The sequence below is a fragment of the Anaerolineales bacterium genome (genome assembly GCA_015075625.1).
GTDB lineage: Bacteria > Chloroflexota > Anaerolineae > Aggregatilineales > UBA2796 > UBA2796.
The window spans coordinates 1002935-1020571 of the sequence record JABTTZ010000002.1 but is presented as its reverse complement, the minus strand read 5'-3'; the positions used below and the strand labels follow the sequence as shown (position 1 = coordinate 1020571).

The window sequence follows — 17637 nt, the reverse complement described above, 5'->3', positions numbered from 1 at the left end:
ACAATGACTTACCTGTTGTTCACAATGCACAAAATCCATGCCTGTTCTACCTGAATTGATCGTTGTTGGTGGGGGGCTGGCTGGCACAGAAGCCGCCTACCAAGCTGCCCAACGGGGCGTCCGCGTGACGCTTTACGAAATGCGTCCGGTGAAAACGACCCCCGCCCATCGCACGGGCGACCTTGCCGAACTGGTCTGTTCCAACTCACTTGGCTCTGATCTGCCGGATCGCGCCCCCGGTTTGCTGAAGAACGAACTGCGGGCGTTTGACTCGCTGCTGTTACGCTGTGCGGCGGATGCCTCTGTACCAGCGGGAGGCGCCTTAGCCGTTGACCGCGAGGTATTTGCAGCAGGTGTCCTCGCCGCACTAGAAACCCACCCGAACATCACCATTCGGCGGGAGGAAGTGCTGGCGATTCCGACGAGTCCCTGTGTGATTGCCTCTGGTCCGCTGACGGCGGAAACGCTGGCGGCGGATATTGCGCGGCTGATTGGGCAAGAATACCTGTATTTCTACGATGCACTCTCGCCCATTGTGGCATTGGAGAGTATCGACCTACGCATCGCCTTCCGCGCCAGCCGTTATGATCGGGGAAGTGCTGAGGATGGTGATTATATCAACTGTGCGCTGACAAGGGGAGAGTACGAAACGTTTGTTGATGCCCTTTTGGGGGCAGAAACCTATCCCTTGCATGATTTTGAGCGGGAAGACCCTAAATTTTTCGAGGGGTGCTTGCCTATAGAGCAAATCGCTAAGCGTGGACGCGATTCACTCGCTTTTGGTCCGATGCGCCCTGTTGGACTGTGCGATCCGCGCACGGGAAAACGCCCCTACGCCATTGTCCAATTACGGCAAGATAACCTGAGTGGATCGCTCTACAATATAGTTGGTTTCCAAACCAACCTGAAGTGGGGCGAACAAGAGCGCGTTTTCAGGCTGATCCCCGGTTTAGAAAACGCCGAGATTTTGCGTCATGGGCAGATGCATCGCAACACATTCATCAACGCACCCACCCTGCTGCGCCCGACGCTCCAATACAAGACGCGAGACGATTTGTTCTTCGCCGGACAAATTACGGGAATCGAAGGCTACGTTGGGAACATCGGCACGGGACTGTTGGCGGGGATCAATGCGGCGCGGGTGCTGCATGGCGACGCCCCACTTGTCCTGCCGCCAACGACAATGTTGGGGGCGCTTTGTCATTACGTGACGCACGCCGTCCCGGACGATTTCCAGCCGATGAAGGCGAATTATGGCATCCTACCGCCGTTGGCAAACCCGCCACGCGGCAAACGTGAACGCGCTGCCGCTTATACGGCGCGGGCAATGGACGATTTAGAGACTCTTTTGAAAGGTTTAAGGACATTTGTATGACCTCCTCAACCCCTACTCGTACCCTTCCGCCTGTTGCAGACCGGCTGCGACGTTTGCCCCCTTATGGCTTCGCTATTTTGGGGCAAAAGATTGCCGAGATGACCACCAGCGGCAAAGATGTGATCCGCGTGGACATAGGCAGCCCCGATATGCCCCCCCCACCGCATGTTATTGAGGCGCTCCGCGAGGCGGTTCAAGACCCGACAAAACATGGTTATGGCAGCTATCGGGGGCATAAGGTCTTTCGGGAAGCGGTGGCAAATTACTATCAGCGCCGCTTTGGGATCACCCTTAACGAATATACTGAGATACTGCCGCTGATCGGCTCGAAAGAGGGAATCATCAACCTGACCCTTGCCTACGTTGATCATGGCGACTATGCCATTGTCCCCGACCTGAACTACCCCGCCTACAGCATGGGGACGATCATGGCAGGGGGGGATGTTATCCTGATGCGGCTTGATCCGGCGCGGGGCTACCTCCCCGATCTGGATGCGCTACGGAGAAACCCAAACCTTTCTAAGGCAAAGGTGCTGTGGGTGAATTACCCCAACAACCCAACGGGCGCAGTTGCCGATCTCAGCGTGTATCAGGAATTAGTCGCCTTTTGCCGCGAACATCACCTCTTACTCTGTTCGGATAACCCCTATGCCGAAGTCGTCTTTGATGGCTACCGTGCAGTGAGTGCTTTACAAGCCGACCCCGACAAAAGCTGTACAGTGGAATTTATGTCGCTCTCGAAGTTTCACAACATGGCGGGGTGGCGCTTGGGCGCTTGTGTGGGGAACAAAGAAGCCATTGATGCCCTTTTGGTGATCAAAAGCAACATCGACAGCGGGCATTTCCGTCCGATTTATGATGCGGGGGCGGCGGCGCTCAACCACACCCCGGAATCGTGGGTTAACGAGCGCAATGCGATCTATCAGGCACGGCGGGATAAACTGCTTGCCGTTTGCCCAGAGATTGGGCTAGAGCCGTTCAAAACGCCAGCCTCGCTGTATGTGTGGGTGCGCGTGAAGGATGGTGACGATCAGGCATATACCAATGATGCCCTCGAAAACGCCCTCGTCTCGATCACACCTGGGACGATGTATGGCGAGGCAGGACGCGGCTACCTCCGCTTCAGTATCGGCGTTAGCGATGATCGTTTGGACGAGGCGATCAGCCGCCTAAAGGGGTGGTACAGCCGCCGTCAGGGGTAGACCCGAATGATGCACAGATAGGCGGCTCATCGTCAACCACACAGATTCACATCACTCCCTCGCCCCTCTCCCGCTACGCGCTATGCATTACCCACAAATCGGGGGGGGGTGCAAAAGATGGGGTAGGCTAGTGCAAAAAGGGCGTAGGGAAATGGGGTCAAAGGGCACCTGCCAAGCGGTTAGCGGAGCAGTTTTATGGGACGCAAAGGGGAGGGGAATCCCGGCGTCAACGTCCTCTGGCGCGGCTGGTCTCGCCTCCAAGATATTGCGTATACGTGGTCTCTTTCTCACCCTCCCCACGATGTGGGTAATGCCTAGCGCTATGCGGGAGATCGCTCTTGCTTGAGTAGTTCCGACCTTCCCCTACCGTCTTGGCACGCAACTCGGTATCTTTATAGACACTTGCCAACTTAACATCGTTTAACATCCATTACGCACGCCAAGAAGGTTACGCATTATGACCACCGAACCCCGCCCCATGCTGACCCGCAATCGCTTGCCCATCCCTCCCGCGCTGGAGGCACTTGCCGCCCGTTTAGGGGCGCTCCCCTGGTGGATAATCATCATTGGGATTGGGCTGCTGTTAGCATTTTTATCCTTTCTCAACAACGATCTTTACCGTCGGGCGCTGCGCTTCGTCACCGATGATCCGGCGATCACCACAACGCGCTATGCCGAGGTTGCCTATGACCTCAGCGACGGGCGGCGAGTGAGCGGTATTCTCATTGCCCAAGATGAGGCGATGGTTTCGGTGATGACCCAAGCCGAGGTATTGGTACGTCTACCCGGTGAAGATTACGATGCGGCGGGGCTGACCTGTGCGGCGGGCGCGGGGGATGCCTGTGGCGTGGGCGCGTCGGTCAGCGTTCTACGGACAAAAATTGAGGGCTACCTGCTCTTAGAAGATTTGGGGAAGTACCAACTGCGCCTTGCCGACGGGACGACGGTGGATGTTCGCAAGTTCACGGTGGATCAGGCGGCAATCCAGCGCACGCCGGAGAACTGCATTGCCAACCCAAACGCCACCTGTTTTGCCCAACTGCCGCTGCTCCCCGGCGCCGCTGAAAACCGCCTGAGCGGGACAGTGACCGAATCCATCGGCGGGACGCTCGTCATTCAAACCGTCCCACCGATCATCGAGACGCTACCGCGCACGGGAATTGCCCGCACGTTGCGCTATATCCCTGGACAGTGTGCCTTGAACAACCTCTCCGGCTGCAACGAGGGGATTTTCCTCACGCTTGGGGTCACGCTTGTCGCCTTCGTCTTTGCCTGTCTGCTTGGTTTGGGCGTGGGCTTGATGCGCATCTCTAAAAACCCGATTCTCTACCACTTCTCCACTGTCTATGTGGAGGTGATGCGCGGGATTCCGATGCTGGTGATCATCCTCTTAGTGGGCTTTGCCATTCGCCCCTGGCTGCGCGATGAATTTCCCCTTACGGTGGGGCGGATTCAGCTTGGGGTGGGCATTCTTGCGGCGATTTTTATTGCCCTCACCGCCTATCGCAACCTGCCGCTGTTCAAGGTCTATCCGGGCGAAATCCTGCGTCCGGCGCTGACGGCGGCGATCATTGCCGTTGTGATTATCGCCTTCTTGGGGCTGCTCGGCGGCAGCTATGTAGACCCCAATACCGGGCTAACGCGCCAAAATAGCGATTTCCCTAACGAGGTGGGCGGCGTCTTTGGCTTGGCAATTGGCTACGGGGCATTCCTTGCCGAGTTATTCCGGGCGGGGATTCAGAGCATCGGCAAGGGGCAGATGGAAGCCGCCCGCAGCTTGGGCATGACCTATGTACAGGCGATGCGCCAAGTGATCTTGCCACAGGCGTTCCGCGTCGTCTTGCCGCCGTTGGGAAACGATTTCATCGCCCTGCTGAAAGATTCCTCGCTGATCACGATTTTGGCGATTGCCGAGATGACGCAGCGGGCGCGTATCTTCGCGGCGGATACGATTCGTCCCTTCGAGGCGTACATCACGATTGCCGTGCTGTACCTTGTGATGACGGTGACGCTCTCCTTCGTAGTGCGCGTGGTGGAAAGCCGCACGGCGCTGCCGAAATAGGGCAGGCGGGGACGCTCCCAGGGAGCGTCCCCATGAGGGATTGATCCCCTCAGCCATGTGTAGGGAGGATAGGGGTTCTGAACCAAAAACGTCAACACAGTCTGGAAAAGGACACAGCGCTATGAGCGACGATCCATTTCTGTTTCGGGGAGGGCGAGCCGTCTCGTGGGCGGGGCTGCTGGAACAAATTGAGGAAGAATTCAACGCCGAGACGATAGATCGCCCTGACCTGATCCCCGATGAAGCGTCGCGCCGCACCCTGATCAGCGATATTGCCAATTACATCATGACCACCAGCGGGATCAAGCTCTCCAAAGAAGATCGTCTTGCCGTCTTGGAACAGGCGTACCGCGATCTGTTTGGCTTTGCCCCGCTCGATGGCTTGGTCAATGATTGGGGTATTACCGAGATACTCATTCAGGGCTATGATCGCCTTTCTGTGCGGACTGGAATGGGGGATATGAAACCAATGCCCACCCTCTTTCAGGACGCCTCTCAAGTGGAGCGGTTTACAGATCGGCTTTTGGCGCTGGCGGGGACATCGCTCAAACTGGCGCTGCCCTTTGTAGAGGTGGGGGTGCGCCTTGCAGATCGCCCCGCCCGCCTGACGGTAACTGGCGCCCCGATTAGCCCAATCCTGACGGTGAACATTCGCCTACACCCGCTCATCCCACATGGGCTGACCGATCTTGAGCGCTCTGGGGTAATCACCCATGAGGCAGTAGGGGTACTTCAAGCGCTTCTCGCTCAACGACGCGGGCTGATGATTGCTGGCGATGCCGCCTCTGGGAAAACAACCCTTCTCCAAGCGCTTTTGCCGCTCATTGCCGACTCCACAGGGATGGTGTGTGTGGAGCGGGCGGCAGAACTGCGCCTTTCCGATGGCGTCCGCCGCCTGACGGCAATCCCGCCGGGGCGCGAGACGCCCGGACGGGATTTCCCTGAGGTGCTGAGCGCGTCCTTAGGCGAGGCGAATCTGAAAAGGCTGATCCTAGATGAAGTTCGTTTTGATGAATCAGCGGCGCTGTGGGCGGCGCTCAGCGATCCCCAACAGCCCCATCTGATCGCCTGTTTTCAGGGGGCAACCGATCCGCTGCGGCTGCGCACGGCGTTCAACATGGCAATCCGCCGCAGCCAACAAGGAATTGAGCAAGCCTTGTTAAACGATGCCCTGCACAGTCGGCTGCCCTGTGTTGCCCTCATGGGGCGTTTGGGCGGCAGCCCCTCTGACAATAATCCCTTTAGCACGAAGGGCATGGGCGTCGTCTTGATTGGGGAATGGGTTGTTGACGGGGATTCACTACGGTTGCAGACACTCTGGAAACGGGGCGACCCACACTGAGGCGTGGTCTGACTCGCACCCGTGCTGATTTCATCATGTAGGTGAAATCAGCACGGCGAACGATAGGGGCAAAGGATGAAGGGAACGGGTTAGGTTATTCGCCACCTTTGACGATAGGAGCGCCGATCAGGTTGCCCCATTCCGTCCACGAGCCGTCGTAGTTGCGGACGTTTTCGACGCCGAGCAGATACTTCAGCACAAACCATGTGTGCGACGAACGCTCCCCAATCCGGCAGTAGGCAACAACATCCTTCTTCTCGGCGTTGACACCCTTTGCGCCATAGATTTGGCTCAGTTCTTCAACGGACTTGAACGTACCATCTTCGCGCACTGCCGTCCCCCAGGGGACACTCTTTGCGCCTGGGATGTGACCCGCCCGCTGCGCCGTTTCGGTCATACCTGGGGGGGCGATAATATCGCCCACGAATTCGGCGGGTGAGCGGACATCGATGAGGGCGAAATCGCCCTTGTTCAGGCGTGCCTTCACAAAGTCACGGTCTGCGCGAATCTCTGTATTGATGGTGCTGATTTTGTAGGCGGTTTTGAGATAAGTGGGAACATCTGTCGTCAGGGGGCGTTCTTCGGCAACGAGCTTCTTCCGCCCGCCGTCGATGAGAAGGACATTTTCATGCCCGTAATACTTCAAAATCCAGAGGGCATAGGCGGCAAACCAGTTGTTGTTATCGCCATAGAGGACAAGCGTCGTCTGGGGGGTGACACCCGCCTCGGAAAGCAACGCTTCAAGCTGCTCTTGGGGGATGATGTCACGGGCAACCTGATCTTGAAGTTGGGTCTGCCAATTGAAGGCTACCGCACCGGCGAGATGCCCCAACGCATATTGTGTTGTATCGACGTCCACCTCAATGAACCGCTTGTCGGCGTCATTGAGGTGTTCCAATGCCCATTCGGTGCTGACCAAAAGCGATGTTGACATGATTCGTGAACCTTTTTGATGTTGAACTGCACTCTGACTTCGTGTTGAATAGATGGCTAATTTAGCTAATCTGAACAGGAACTTCGACAAACGCGCCGCGATCTTCGTTCAAAAGCCACGCCCGCATCTCAGCCGCCTGTCTGCCGCGAACGGACGTGATCAGGTAGCGAAAATTGGGGAGGGCGTGCGTCCGGTCATAGTCGGAGGGGATAGCGGGGCTATCTGGGTGAGAGTGGTAATAGCCAACCACGCTTAAGCCAGCAGCATCCGCCTCATCTTCCAGCATTGCCCAATCCATGGGGGTCATGAAGTAGCGGTGATACGCTTCCTCACTGGGGGCGGTGTTCACCACCGGACGCACCTCACGGACGGTCACCGCGTTTGCCTCCAGCGTGCCAAGCAAAAAGCCCCCCCCTTCATCGGGGTAGTTCCCCTCTAACTGCGCCACGATCTCCGCCCGCAGCGCCGCACTTAATGTGAGACTCAACCACACCTCCTCGTGTGTTGGGCGCAACAAAAAAGCCGACTCGTGTTCGAGCCGGCTTTCCGCATACGCACCTTGTGGGGTTAACGCACCTGCCGTCCCGAACGCCACGTTGAATCCATACAACATGAATCCAACCAACACAGACAGTCTGTCATGGTTGGCGTTGTATTTCGCAGTGGGGAGGGACAAATTATGACCATATGAGTCATTTTACCGAAGGGGTGGGAACTGTGCAAGGGGTTGATGCAGATTGCCTACAGCATTTTTCAAGGAGATTGACCCCTTAGTGGTTGACAGCCTCGCTTATCAGGATATACTTGCCGATGGGCTAGGCGGTGGTGAGCAAGGGGTAAACGAACGACGCCCGCCCTTCTTGTAAGAAGGCTGGTTGCAGCCCAACCAGTGAGGGTACTGCACACGAATGGACGTTTTCATGACGAATCCCGATCCGACGCCCCTTGATGATGCCGCCGACGATGCCGCCGCAGAACTCCATCGGGTAACCACCAACCCTACGCTTCGCGCCGTGAACGAGAGTATGTTAGAGGGCTTGGGGCAGCTTGCCGATTATTTTGGCTATAACAAAGTGATGGGAAAAATGTATGGGGCGCTTTTGCTTAGCCCCCGCGCCATGAGCCTTGATGACATGATGGAACACCTTGATGTCTCGAAGGCGAGTGTGAGCATGAACATGCGGATGTTGGAGAATCTGGGCATTGTCCGCGAGGTGTGGGTGCGCGGGGATCGTAAAAAATATTACGAGGCAGAGTCCGATTTCTGGAAGATTTTGACAAACGTCTTAGGCAGCCGCGAGATGCGTGATGTGAACCAAGCCCTGGAGGTGATTGAGGCGAACATCGCTGATCTGCGCGAAGCCGTTCCCGCCATGACCGCCAACGAACAGCGCCTTGCCGCCCATTACACGGCACAGATTGACCAAATGGGCGACTTCTTTCGGTTTGCCAAGCTGATTCTCACGACACTCCTTGAGCGGAACAAGAAAATCAACATCAGCGACGTAAAACGGATCGACATTGGATGAGTCGTGCGCATAAGTGCTGATGCTCTGGCACAGGGGCAGGGCAGCCAGTGGCAAGGGAAACACAGCGCACAGCGAAAGGGTGTGCTGTTGTGGGTGGCACTTGCCACACTCATTATGATCGTTCTTTTTGCCCCGTTGGCTGCTCCCTATGACCCACTGGGCGAGGTGGGAGCAAGTTTAGAAGCGCCTTCCCCCGCACACCTTCTGGGAACAGACCTTGTTGGGCGCGATGTATGGTCGCGCACGCTGTATGGGGGAAGGCACACCCTCCAAATCGCCCTCATTGCCCTTGTTGCCGCAGTCCTTCCCGGTGGGGTGATCGGTCTTTTGGCGGGCTATCTGGGGTACGTTGTCGATAGCCTGTTGACGATCATCCTTGATGCCTTGCTCGCCATTCCGGGAATCGTCCTTGCCCTTGCTTGGATTGCCGTTGTGGGGCGAGGACCAGGGCAGGTGGCATTGGCGGCGGGGGCGGCGCTCTTACCCGTCTATGCGCGAGTGGTGCGGGCGGCAGCACGGGGCGTCCGTCATGCCCCCTATATCGAGGCAGCCGTAGGGCTTGGGGTGGGTTGGTGGGGGGTTTTGTGCCGCCATATCTTGCCCAATGTGCGCGGGGTGCTGCTTGCCGAGGCATTCGTTATTTTGGTGTGGGCGCTGTTGAATGCGGCAGCGTTGAACTTCCTGGGGTTGGGGGGCGATCCGGCTGCCCTCGAATGGGGGGCGATGTTGGCGGATGCCCGCAGTGTTTACCGCGCCGCCCCCTGGGTAGCAGCCGCGCCGGGTGTGGCGCTCACACTCGTCTTGATCCTTGTGGGGGGGGCAGCCGCACAAGCCCATGAAAGACAGCACTAGGTTGTGTTGACAGTGTAATCCCAGTGATCCTGTCGCTAAAGCAGCAGGCTGAAAGCACCCACCCCTTCGGGGCTTGGAAACCCTAACCTCTAACCCCGTAAACAGGGAAAGGGGAGAAATGCTGCGGGCGAGGGGGTGAGGGGGAAGCCCCCTCAAAAACGTGCATCCCCCTTCTCCCTGTGGGAGAAGGGGGATGCGAGCTACCTCATTCTATGCTTACCTTCTTGATGGACTACTAGGGAAGGGCGGCGCTGAGCGCACCCTGAAATGCGGGCTTGACTCTTGACGGGGGACGTTCTACGATCCACGTAGACTTATCAGGAAGGCGATCATTCTCTCCACATGGAAATACGTGCATACCTTCGATTGTTTCGGCGCTGGTTATGGCTCATTGCTCTAGCGGCAGTGGTGGCGGGCGCCTTTGCCTATAACCAAAGCCGGACCCAACCCCTGCGCTATCAAGCCTCCTCAATGCTCATGGTTGGGTCGTTCCTCAACATGACCGATCCGAGCATTGCCGTTATTCAGACGGGCGTTCAGCTTGCCCAAAACTACGCCGAGATTGTCAAGACCTACCCAGTCCTAAAAGGGACGGTAGACAGTTTAAACTTGCCCATGTCTCCCGAAGAAGTGCGGGGCATGTTCACCACTGGGTTGGTCTCCAACACCTCGCTGCTTGTCCTCACTGTCACGACCACCGAGCCGATTCTGGCGGCAGATGTGGCGAACACCCTTGCCGAGCAGTTGATCGCCAACAGCCCAACGAACACGACGATTGCCCAACAAGAGCAAGAACGCACTGTCCAATCGGAGATTGACACCCTGCGGACGCAGTTAGCAGACATTCGGGCAGAGTTAGCCCGAATCAACGATGGCTTGGGCGCACCGACACTCACCGCAGAAGCCCGCACCGAATTAGAGACGCGGCGCACTGCCTTGCAAGACCGCGAGCAAAAACTTCAGGCGCTGCTCAGCAACTTCTCGCAAACGCTTGCCGGACTTCGCGTCCGCAGCGATGTGAACGTTCTCTCTATTGTGGAACGGGCAACTGTGCCGCTCTCTCCCTTAGGGACAAACACCTTCACCGTCACCTTTCTGGCGGCGGTGGTCGGCGCAATCTTGGCGGCGTCAGCGGCGGTGGTCATTGAATATTTCAATGACAGTTTGCGCTCCCCCTCGGAAGTCACGCCGCTATTGGGGGTCAACCTTCTCGGCACGATTGCCCCCTTTGGTAAGCGCAATATCTATAACGACAAGCTCATTGTCTGGACGCAGCCGCGCTCTACCATTGCCGAGGCATACCGCGCCGTTCGCGTCAATTTGATGCACCAAGCCCGCGATGAAGATGGGCAAATGCGCCATGTCTATATGGTCACTAGCCCAAGCCCTTCCGAGGGCAAAAGCGTGACGACGGCAAACCTTGCCGTCACCTTCGCCAGCACGGGGATGCAAGTCCTCCTCATCGATGCCGACCTGCGCCGCCCCACGCAGCACCTCATCTTTGATTTAGCGAATAACAACTTGGGCTTGTCAAACATTTTGACCAGTTCCAGTTTGGGCAAGCTAGGGGATGGCAAGGGGAGCGAGAACCCTAACGGCGTCGGGCAAAACATGGAGATTGACCCCGAATACATTCGCGTTTTGGTCAGCAACCTTGCCCGCAAAACGCCGATCCCAGGTTTGGACCTGATCCCATCGGGACCCTCCCCCAACAATCCGGCGGAACTCCTCGGCACGGTGCAGATGCAGACGCTTGTCCGTGCGTTGACCGAGGACATTAAATATGATGTGGTCATCTTCGACACACCGCCAACCTTGACCGTCTCGGATACAAGCATCCTCGCCAACATCACCGGTGGTGAGGTGGTCGTTGTTGTTCATGCCGGACGGACGCGACGGGCAAGTGCCGCCCGTGCTGTGCAGCAGTTGCAATCGCTTGGCTCACCGGTGACGGGCGTCATTTTGAACCGTCTGCACCCGCGTGACGTTGATGCGGGCTACGGCGGGTACTACTACTACGGCTACTATGGCTACAACAGTTACGCCTATGCGCCGCGTCCGGGACAAGCGGCGCTGCCCCCACAGCCACCCGGTGAACGCCCCGTCCCGGCGCTGCCCCAAGTCGTCCGCCGTCGTGGGGGGGATGATGTCCCACCGCCAGACGCTTAACCCCGCAATCGGATGAAGAGTCTCCTCTCACCCGCCGTAACGCTCTAAAAAGCGCCGACGGCGGGGCGAGATTTGGGCAAGGTAACCCGGGCGCCAAAAAGCAGCCTGATACGCCCCCACATCGTCCATGGGAAAAAGCCTTGCCCGTAAGGGTGTTATGGGTTGCGCTATGGGACGAAGATATCCTTCCCCAAAGCTATCAGTATGGGGCAACACCCCTAGCCGTTGGGCGGCAAGGGGTGTTGGCGTACTGATCAACGCCGCTAAGGGGCGAAACGCCGCCTCCGCCGGAAGATCAACGACGCCGTGCGCCTCAAGCATCTGACGGACGAACGCCAACCCCGCCGCGTGCACTACCTCTGCCGCCGCGTGTCGTGGTGCGGACAGCGCCTTGCTGAAGATAGGCTGTGCCGCCCCTTCTCCCTCACGGTAGCCCAAAACGCTGCCATGCGGGGCATCCAACAAGAATTCGATGATCTCCACCCCTTGCCGAAGGACTGCCTGTGTACTGCTTGGCTTCCCGTCCGCGCAAAGGTAGCCGCGCACAGGAAGGTAGCGGGCGGTATCAAACGTCCCCACGTAATAGCCGCGAAGGGGAGCGGCGTTTTTCCCCATCTGCCAGCGCCAGAGTACCCCTAACGCCCCTTGCATCGACCCATGCCAGCCCACATCGACCACCCCGAGGGGATCACCTCCATCATAGAAGCCGTTTTCCTTCAAATAGCGCACGGCAAGCGGACGTTCGGCATCGGCAAGCGCACGAATCGCCGTTTCTAGGATTGTGAACAGCGCCCGCAGCCGGACATGATCTGTCGCCGTGATGCGGTGCGCATCGTCAGGGAAGCCCGCCCGCTGGATCGCCCAACGAACGGCGGGCGCTGTCGGGTCAAGCCCGATGCGTGTGAGGTACATCCGCAGAGGGACATTTCCCAACCCACCGACTAAAAAATCGAGGTCGTCGCGGCTCAAATCGTGGATCGCTGGCACATTCAGCGCCCGACGCGAGGCGTAGAGGTAGGTTGAGGGAAGATCGACGCCCGCCGCCGCCACGACAAGCTGAAATGCTTGGCGAAGGATGTACCCATCGCGGCTGAGGAAAAACAACCGCCTTACCTTATCCTCTTGAACACGGCGCAGCAGCCACACGGCAAACCCATAATAGAGCAGCCCGGCGCACCGCCAGCCCAGAGCCTCCCAAAAGGATGCTCCTTCCTCAGTAGGGGCGTAGTCCTGATGGATCAACGCCAACGCCTGTGATTCGGCGCTGCTGCGGTTCGCTTCGGGCGGGGTTGGCAGCGGTAACGGGCTGACTGTGTGAGCGCTAATTTTGGGGATTAGGTGGGCGTTCCATCCCGCCGCCCACGCTTGGTGGTGGTCGCTGTGCGGGTCGTCCCCAAGATGAAGGATCGTCCTCGGCAGGATATTGAGCGTTTGGGCGGTGTGGTGAAAAAGCGCCCCACTGTGTTTGGTTTTGCCCACCGCGCTAGAGACAATCAAGCGCTCGTAACCGTCATAGCCTGCCCGCGCCAGAAGATCGGCAATGACCGACTCTGGAAGGTACATATCGGAGAGGAAGATCACCCGTTTGCTCATCCGTTTTGCCTGTTCGTAAAAGGCAAGGATCGTCGGGTTGGGGCGGCTGAGGGCGCGTTCTGTCTCAATTTCGGCTGCCTTCAGCGTGTTGAGCGTCTGTAGCGAAAGGTGCAGAGCGTCGCCCAAAACGGCATAGATCGCATCCAAGGTGATCTCATCGGAAGCCCGCCGACGGGCTTCCGCCTCTGCCGCGATGCGTGCCGCTCGAAAGCGCGTGGGGGCTACTCCGGGGAGGTTGGCACGTTCGGCGGCAAGGGGAAACACATCCGTTGGGGAAAGTACGCGCCGCCACAGGGCGGTATCAAAGACATCCAAAGAGAGAATGCTATAGGGAGCGAGATCAGGCAGCACGCCTAGATAATCCTCAACCCTGTCCAGACAAGGATGGTGAGCATCCCAATGGCAATGCTCCCAAACAGCAGCGCCGCCCATGTTGCCCGCACAATCCCTGAAACGAGATCGAAATAGGTGAGGTCAAGGACGGCAGTCACCAGCGGGACGCCCGGCACAAGCAGCAGCACAGAGGCAATGACGGCAAAGGCGGGGACCACCGTGACGCCAAAGGCAGGGGCGAGTGGAATCAATAAATCAATGACGATCTGGGCGACGAGGGTGGCAAGGGCGGCACAGACAATCGTTGTAGGGATGGGCGTAAAGTGGAGGGAGGCCATCCAAAAGCGCCCCCGCTGAGCCACCGCCGCCCCCGCTGCCGCCGCGATAAATTCAAACGCCCCGCCGCCGATCAGAATGGCAAACGCGCCACAAGCAAGGGCAACGGCAAGGATGATTTGGCGGCGCGAAAACTGATGGGTCAGCGCTTCAATGGCATCCAGTTTGGCGCTGATCGCTGTCGTCGTGGGGTTGGGGGGCATGTTTCGGGAAAGCGATTCCAGCGCGGCAACCTTGTTCATGTCTACGGCAAGGGTCAGCACACGGCGGATCATCGTGCGGTGGTTTTCGCCGCTGTAAATGGAGGCGATGATCCCTGTCGGCGTGACATAAGGTTCAATGGCAGCCGCCCCCATGATCTCCGCAACGCGCCGCATCGTTTGTTCGGTGCGGTGGCTGGATGCCCCGTTGCCAAGCATGAGCAGCCCAAAACACATGGAGACCCGCAGCACCTCGGCAAGCTCTTGCGCGTTGAGGGGGGGCTGCGTCGCTGCTGGTGCGGTGATTGCCGATTTCGTGTCGGGCTGTGTCGCTGGCATGGCGTTAAGGGTTTACCCGCGTCTCAAAATAGCGAATCGTCCGCTCTAACCCTTCGGGAAGAAGGACGTTTGGCTCCCAACCAAGAAGGCGTCGGGCGCGGCTGATGTCTGGCTTGCGCGTTTGGGGGTCGCCTTCGATGCGCTCTTGGTGTTTGAACACGACTCCGCCGGGATTATCCGTAATCATGTTCACGACCTTAGCAAACTCTAAGATTGAGAGTTCAACCGGGTTGCCAATATTGACTGGGTACATCGATTCACCGGAGCGTTCGAGCATCAGCAAGCGGTAAATACCATCGATCAGGTCGCTGACATAGCAAAAACTGCGTGTCTGCATCCCGTCGCCATAGATGGTGAGCGGCTCTTGGCGGATAGCCTGCCCGACAAAATTGGGGACGACACGCCCATCATCAAGGCGCATCCGCTCCCCATAGGTATTGAAGATGCGCACGATACGTGTATCCACCCCATGCGTGCGGTGGTACGCCATGACCAGCGACTCGGCGTAGCGTTTTGCCTCGTCATAGCAGCCACGCGGACCGATGGTGCTGACATTGCCCCAATAATCTTCCGTTTGGGGGTGGACGAGTGGATCGCCGTAGATTTCCGAGGTGGACGCCATCAGAAACCGCGCCCCATGCTTTTTTGCCACCTCAAGCCCGTTCAGCGTCCCGTGCGAGCCTACTTTGAGGGTTTCGATGGGAAACTTCAAATAATCAATCGGGCTGGCGGGGCTGGCAAAGTTCAGGACGGCATCCAGTGTCCCCTCAATGGGAATCGACTCGGAAATATCGTGTTGAATATAGGTGAACTGGGGGTGTGCTATAAGATGCGCAATGTTATCGGTACTTCCCGTGAGAAGGTTGTCCATGGCAAGGACAGTATGCCCTTCGGCAAGAAACCGATCTGCTAGATGTGAGCCAAGAAACCCTGCCCCGCCAGTGATCAGAACACGCACCGTTGAACCTCATTCTTGTCTGGTTGTTGAACTCGTGTTGTGGGGAAAACTATACCACACGATGCGGAGGGAAGGGGAGGTAGCGCGGTGGATGCCGCTTGGGGTGCATCTGCGCATGATGCGTATGACATCGCCCAGTGTTTTGTTAAGCACATAGGGGCGTTGTCCCTGCGCTAAAAGGTTTGTCCGGGAACTAGGGTCTGTTGAGAGTGAGCGCCCGCTCCTAAAGGGGACGGGCTGAGAGTAACCACCCCTTCGGGGCTTGAAAGGCGTCCCATACCCTCGCCGCACCCTCGTAGGGACGCCCCCTGGGGCGTCCGTTTGCGCCCGACGGCAACCCACCGGGCTATGGGTAAGCACCTCGCCCTAAAGGACGGGGCTGAAAACAAGAGAAGGCGAAAAACCTGCTTTCAGCACGCGGGCTTTAGCCCCGTGCCTCCCCGCATCCTTTTTCCCCCGCACCCCCCATACATTGTGCTGCGCCCGTGCGTTGCGCCGGATCGCCCGCCCCTAAAGGGGACGACATCACAGGGCGATTTGTCTTTCCAAGCCCCGCAGGGACGATCAATCCTAGCGCGGGCGTTTTAACCCCGCGCTAGGCACGTCCGCCATAGTGCTGCTGCCGTCCGTGCGCGCTCGCCGCTAAAGCAGCGGGCTAGGAGTAACCACCCCTTCGGGGCTTGCCCCCCCATAACAGACAGAGGGACTCTCGCCTCCTTTCCCCGTAGACAGGGAAAGGGGACGGGGGGGATGGGGGTTCTGAACTAAATTCTAATCTTTCCGCGCCTTCAAGCTGTAAAGTGCCATTGCGGTGGCTTTCCCCTTTAGGGAAATCTCGCCAATGTACTCCGTCTCAAGGTGATTGGATACCTCGGCATAGACAGCAGGCGTCATGAGGATTTGGTTGCGGGCTGCTTTTCCCATCAGGCGGGCGGCGGTGTTCACGGCATCACCGAGAACGTTGAACTCGCGCCGCCCGCGTTTATCACCAATTTCGGCGGCAAAGACCGCCCCCTTTGCAATCCCAATCTGGCAGTACGCGCTGATCGGTTTGCCATCTACAATGGGTGGATTTTCGTTGATTTCCTCGATGATCGCACGGATTTTGAGCGCCCCTTTACAGGCACGCAGCGTATCATCGGTGTGGGCGCTTGGGACGCCGAAGAAAATCATAATGTCTGAGCCGGAGAGGTGGCAGGTCACCTTTTTCAAGACGCCGCCTTTTGCCTCAATTTCGGCATTGATCTGCCCAAAAACGCGGGAGAAACTGTTTGCCAGCCCTTCTTCCTCATCTGGCTGAACGTGATCCACCGATTCAGGCAAGCCAATCAGATTCACAAAGACCACCGTCGGCGTGGTGAAATCAGGGTAAATTTCGCGGTTGCCGGCTGTTTCTACAAGGAGGTTTAAGATTTGGCGCGGAAGGTAGCTGGCAAGGGGTTCGATGATGGTTAAGACGCGACTGATTTCCAAAAGGAGGGCGTCCGCGCCGCGATCTATTAAAACTGCCCGCGAAAGGCGTCTTGGCGGGGTGGCAAATTCATATTCATCCAAATCCTGAATATCATCAATAATCAGCTTATGACCGGGCTGCCCATCTTCAATATGAAAGCGATCTTTGACCCGCTCATAGGCATCGTCGGTGAGGTTGACGCGCCCTACAATGCCGGCGCCTTCGGCATGTTTTGTCTTTTGGACGTTGCCACCAAGCAGCACATGCTCCATGCGGAAGGGCGTGCCAATTTCTGCCGTAAAAAAGCGTCCAAAGTGAATCCCGATCCGCATCCCTAGCGAAAGTACGCCATTCGCCGTTTGAATGATGCCGTATTTTGCCATTGCCCGCTGCATCCGTAGGGCGGCACGCACTGCCTGCGCCGTGTCACGTCCATTACGCACCATCGGAAATTGGATCAGCATGGCATCGCCCGTAAATTCTAAGAGGTTGCCGCTTGATTTTCCGATGATGTCAATCATCGTACTGAAGTAATCGTTCAAGGTCGTTTTAAGGCTTTCCGCGCCCGTCTTTCCGAGGGAGGCATTCGCTTCCATCAGCGGCGTAAACCCGGCAAGGTCGGTGAACATAAGCGTTCCCTCTTGCCAAGCATGGTCGACTCGCCCGGGTTTGGGGGGTGTTTCTGCCACTTGGCGAGGGAGATAGTCATAAAGGATCGTTTGCAGCGTCCGCAGATGGTTAAAGACTTTCTCCACCGTTTTTGCCGCTGGATCAATCCAGACTTCGGCATAGAGCTTAGCCGGCAGCAGGCTGCGCAGCTTTGGCTCTAACTCCGACAGGGTTGGGGGGCGCACCTCATCGGATGCCGGCGCCATAAGCGGCGGCGATTCGGGTACGTTATGAGAAGGCAAAAGAGGCGTTCGGTCTGGCATGAACAGTACCCCCAACTAGCAACATTGG

Annotated in this window: 13 protein-coding genes; 7 read left to right on the top strand and 6 right to left on the bottom strand. The window is 57.7% G+C overall.

Annotated features, from left to right (window positions below; all coding sequences use genetic code 11):
- The first annotated feature begins 37 nt into the window (after window positions 1–37).
- From trmFO to tadA, 4 genes are all read left to right on the top strand, one after another.
- Entirely contained in the window at window positions 38–1375 is a 1338-nt protein-coding gene (trmFO, locus tag HS103_13000) for a methylenetetrahydrofolate--tRNA-(uracil(54)-C(5))-methyltransferase (FADH(2)-oxidizing) TrmFO (GenBank protein MBE7513718.1), read from the top strand.
- Window positions 1372–2577 carry an aminotransferase class I/II-fold pyridoxal phosphate-dependent enzyme gene (locus HS103_12995; protein MBE7513717.1) on the top strand — a complete coding sequence of 402 codons (1206 nt, stop codon included), beginning with the start codon at window positions 1372–1374 and terminating at the stop codon, window positions 2575–2577. Before trmFO ends, HS103_12995 begins: the two co-directional genes overlap by 4 nt.
- A 457-nt stretch (window positions 2578–3034) precedes the next feature.
- The gene (locus tag HS103_12990) at window positions 3035–4639 is read left to right on the top strand and encodes an amino acid ABC transporter permease (protein ID MBE7513716.1); all 1605 of its coding nucleotides are present in this window, start codon (window positions 3035–3037) and stop codon (window positions 4637–4639) included.
- A 121-nt stretch (window positions 4640–4760) separates the two neighbouring features.
- Window positions 4761–5981 (top strand): Flp pilus assembly complex ATPase component TadA, encoded by a 1221-nt coding sequence (gene tadA / locus HS103_12985; GenBank protein ID MBE7513715.1) that lies wholly within the window; start codon window positions 4761–4763, stop codon window positions 5979–5981.
- A 94-nt stretch (window positions 5982–6075) separates the two neighbouring features.
- Here the strand turns inward: tadA and HS103_12980 are convergent, their stop codons facing one another.
- Both HS103_12980 and HS103_12975 read right to left on the bottom strand, forming a co-directional pair.
- Entirely contained in the window at window positions 6076–6915 is an 840-nt protein-coding gene (locus HS103_12980) for a sulfurtransferase (GenBank protein ID MBE7513714.1), read from the bottom strand.
- A 61-nt stretch (window positions 6916–6976) separates the two neighbouring features.
- The gene (locus tag HS103_12975) at window positions 6977–7402 is read right to left on the bottom strand and encodes a M67 family metallopeptidase (GenBank protein ID MBE7513713.1); all 426 of its coding nucleotides are present in this window, start codon (window positions 7400–7402) and stop codon (window positions 6977–6979) included.
- A gap of 421 nt (window positions 7403–7823) precedes the next feature.
- Between HS103_12975 and HS103_12970 the strand changes: the two genes are divergently transcribed.
- The 3 genes from HS103_12970 (at window position 7824) to HS103_12960 (ending at window position 11465) form a co-directional block, all read left to right on the top strand.
- Window positions 7824–8444 (top strand): hypothetical protein, encoded by a 621-nt coding sequence (locus tag HS103_12970; protein MBE7513712.1) that lies wholly within the window; start codon window positions 7824–7826, stop codon window positions 8442–8444.
- Between the two features lie 3 nt (window positions 8445–8447).
- Window positions 8448–9296, top strand: a complete 849-nt coding sequence (locus HS103_12965) for an ABC transporter permease (protein MBE7513711.1) — start codon at window positions 8448–8450, stop codon at window positions 9294–9296.
- Window positions 9297–9638: 342 nt separating this feature from the next.
- Complete coding sequence (locus HS103_12960) at window positions 9639–11465, top strand: AAA family ATPase (GenBank protein MBE7513710.1); 1827 nt, start codon at window positions 9639–9641, stop codon at window positions 11463–11465.
- A 27-nt stretch (window positions 11466–11492) separates the two neighbouring features.
- Here HS103_12960 and HS103_12955 read toward each other — a convergent pair whose 3' ends face one another.
- The 4 genes from HS103_12955 to HS103_12940 all read right to left on the bottom strand — a co-directional run bounded on the left by HS103_12955 (window position 11493) and on the right by HS103_12940 (window position 17552).
- On the bottom strand, window positions 11493–13409 hold the full coding sequence (locus tag HS103_12955) for an HAD-IA family hydrolase (GenBank protein MBE7513709.1): 1917 nt from the start codon (window positions 13407–13409) through the stop codon (window positions 11493–11495).
- Between the two features lie 2 nt (window positions 13410–13411).
- Entirely contained in the window at window positions 13412–14266 is an 855-nt protein-coding gene (locus HS103_12950) for a threonine/serine exporter family protein (protein ID MBE7513708.1), read from the bottom strand.
- Window positions 14267–14270: 4 nt separating this feature from the next.
- Complete coding sequence (locus HS103_12945) at window positions 14271–15224, bottom strand: SDR family oxidoreductase (protein MBE7513707.1); 954 nt, start codon at window positions 15222–15224, stop codon at window positions 14271–14273.
- Between the two features lie 771 nt (window positions 15225–15995).
- The gene (locus HS103_12940; protein ID MBE7513706.1) at window positions 15996–17552 is read right to left on the bottom strand and encodes an adenylate/guanylate cyclase domain-containing protein; all 1557 of its coding nucleotides are present in this window, start codon (window positions 17550–17552) and stop codon (window positions 15996–15998) included.
- Between the last annotated feature and the right edge of the window lie 85 nt (window positions 17553–17637).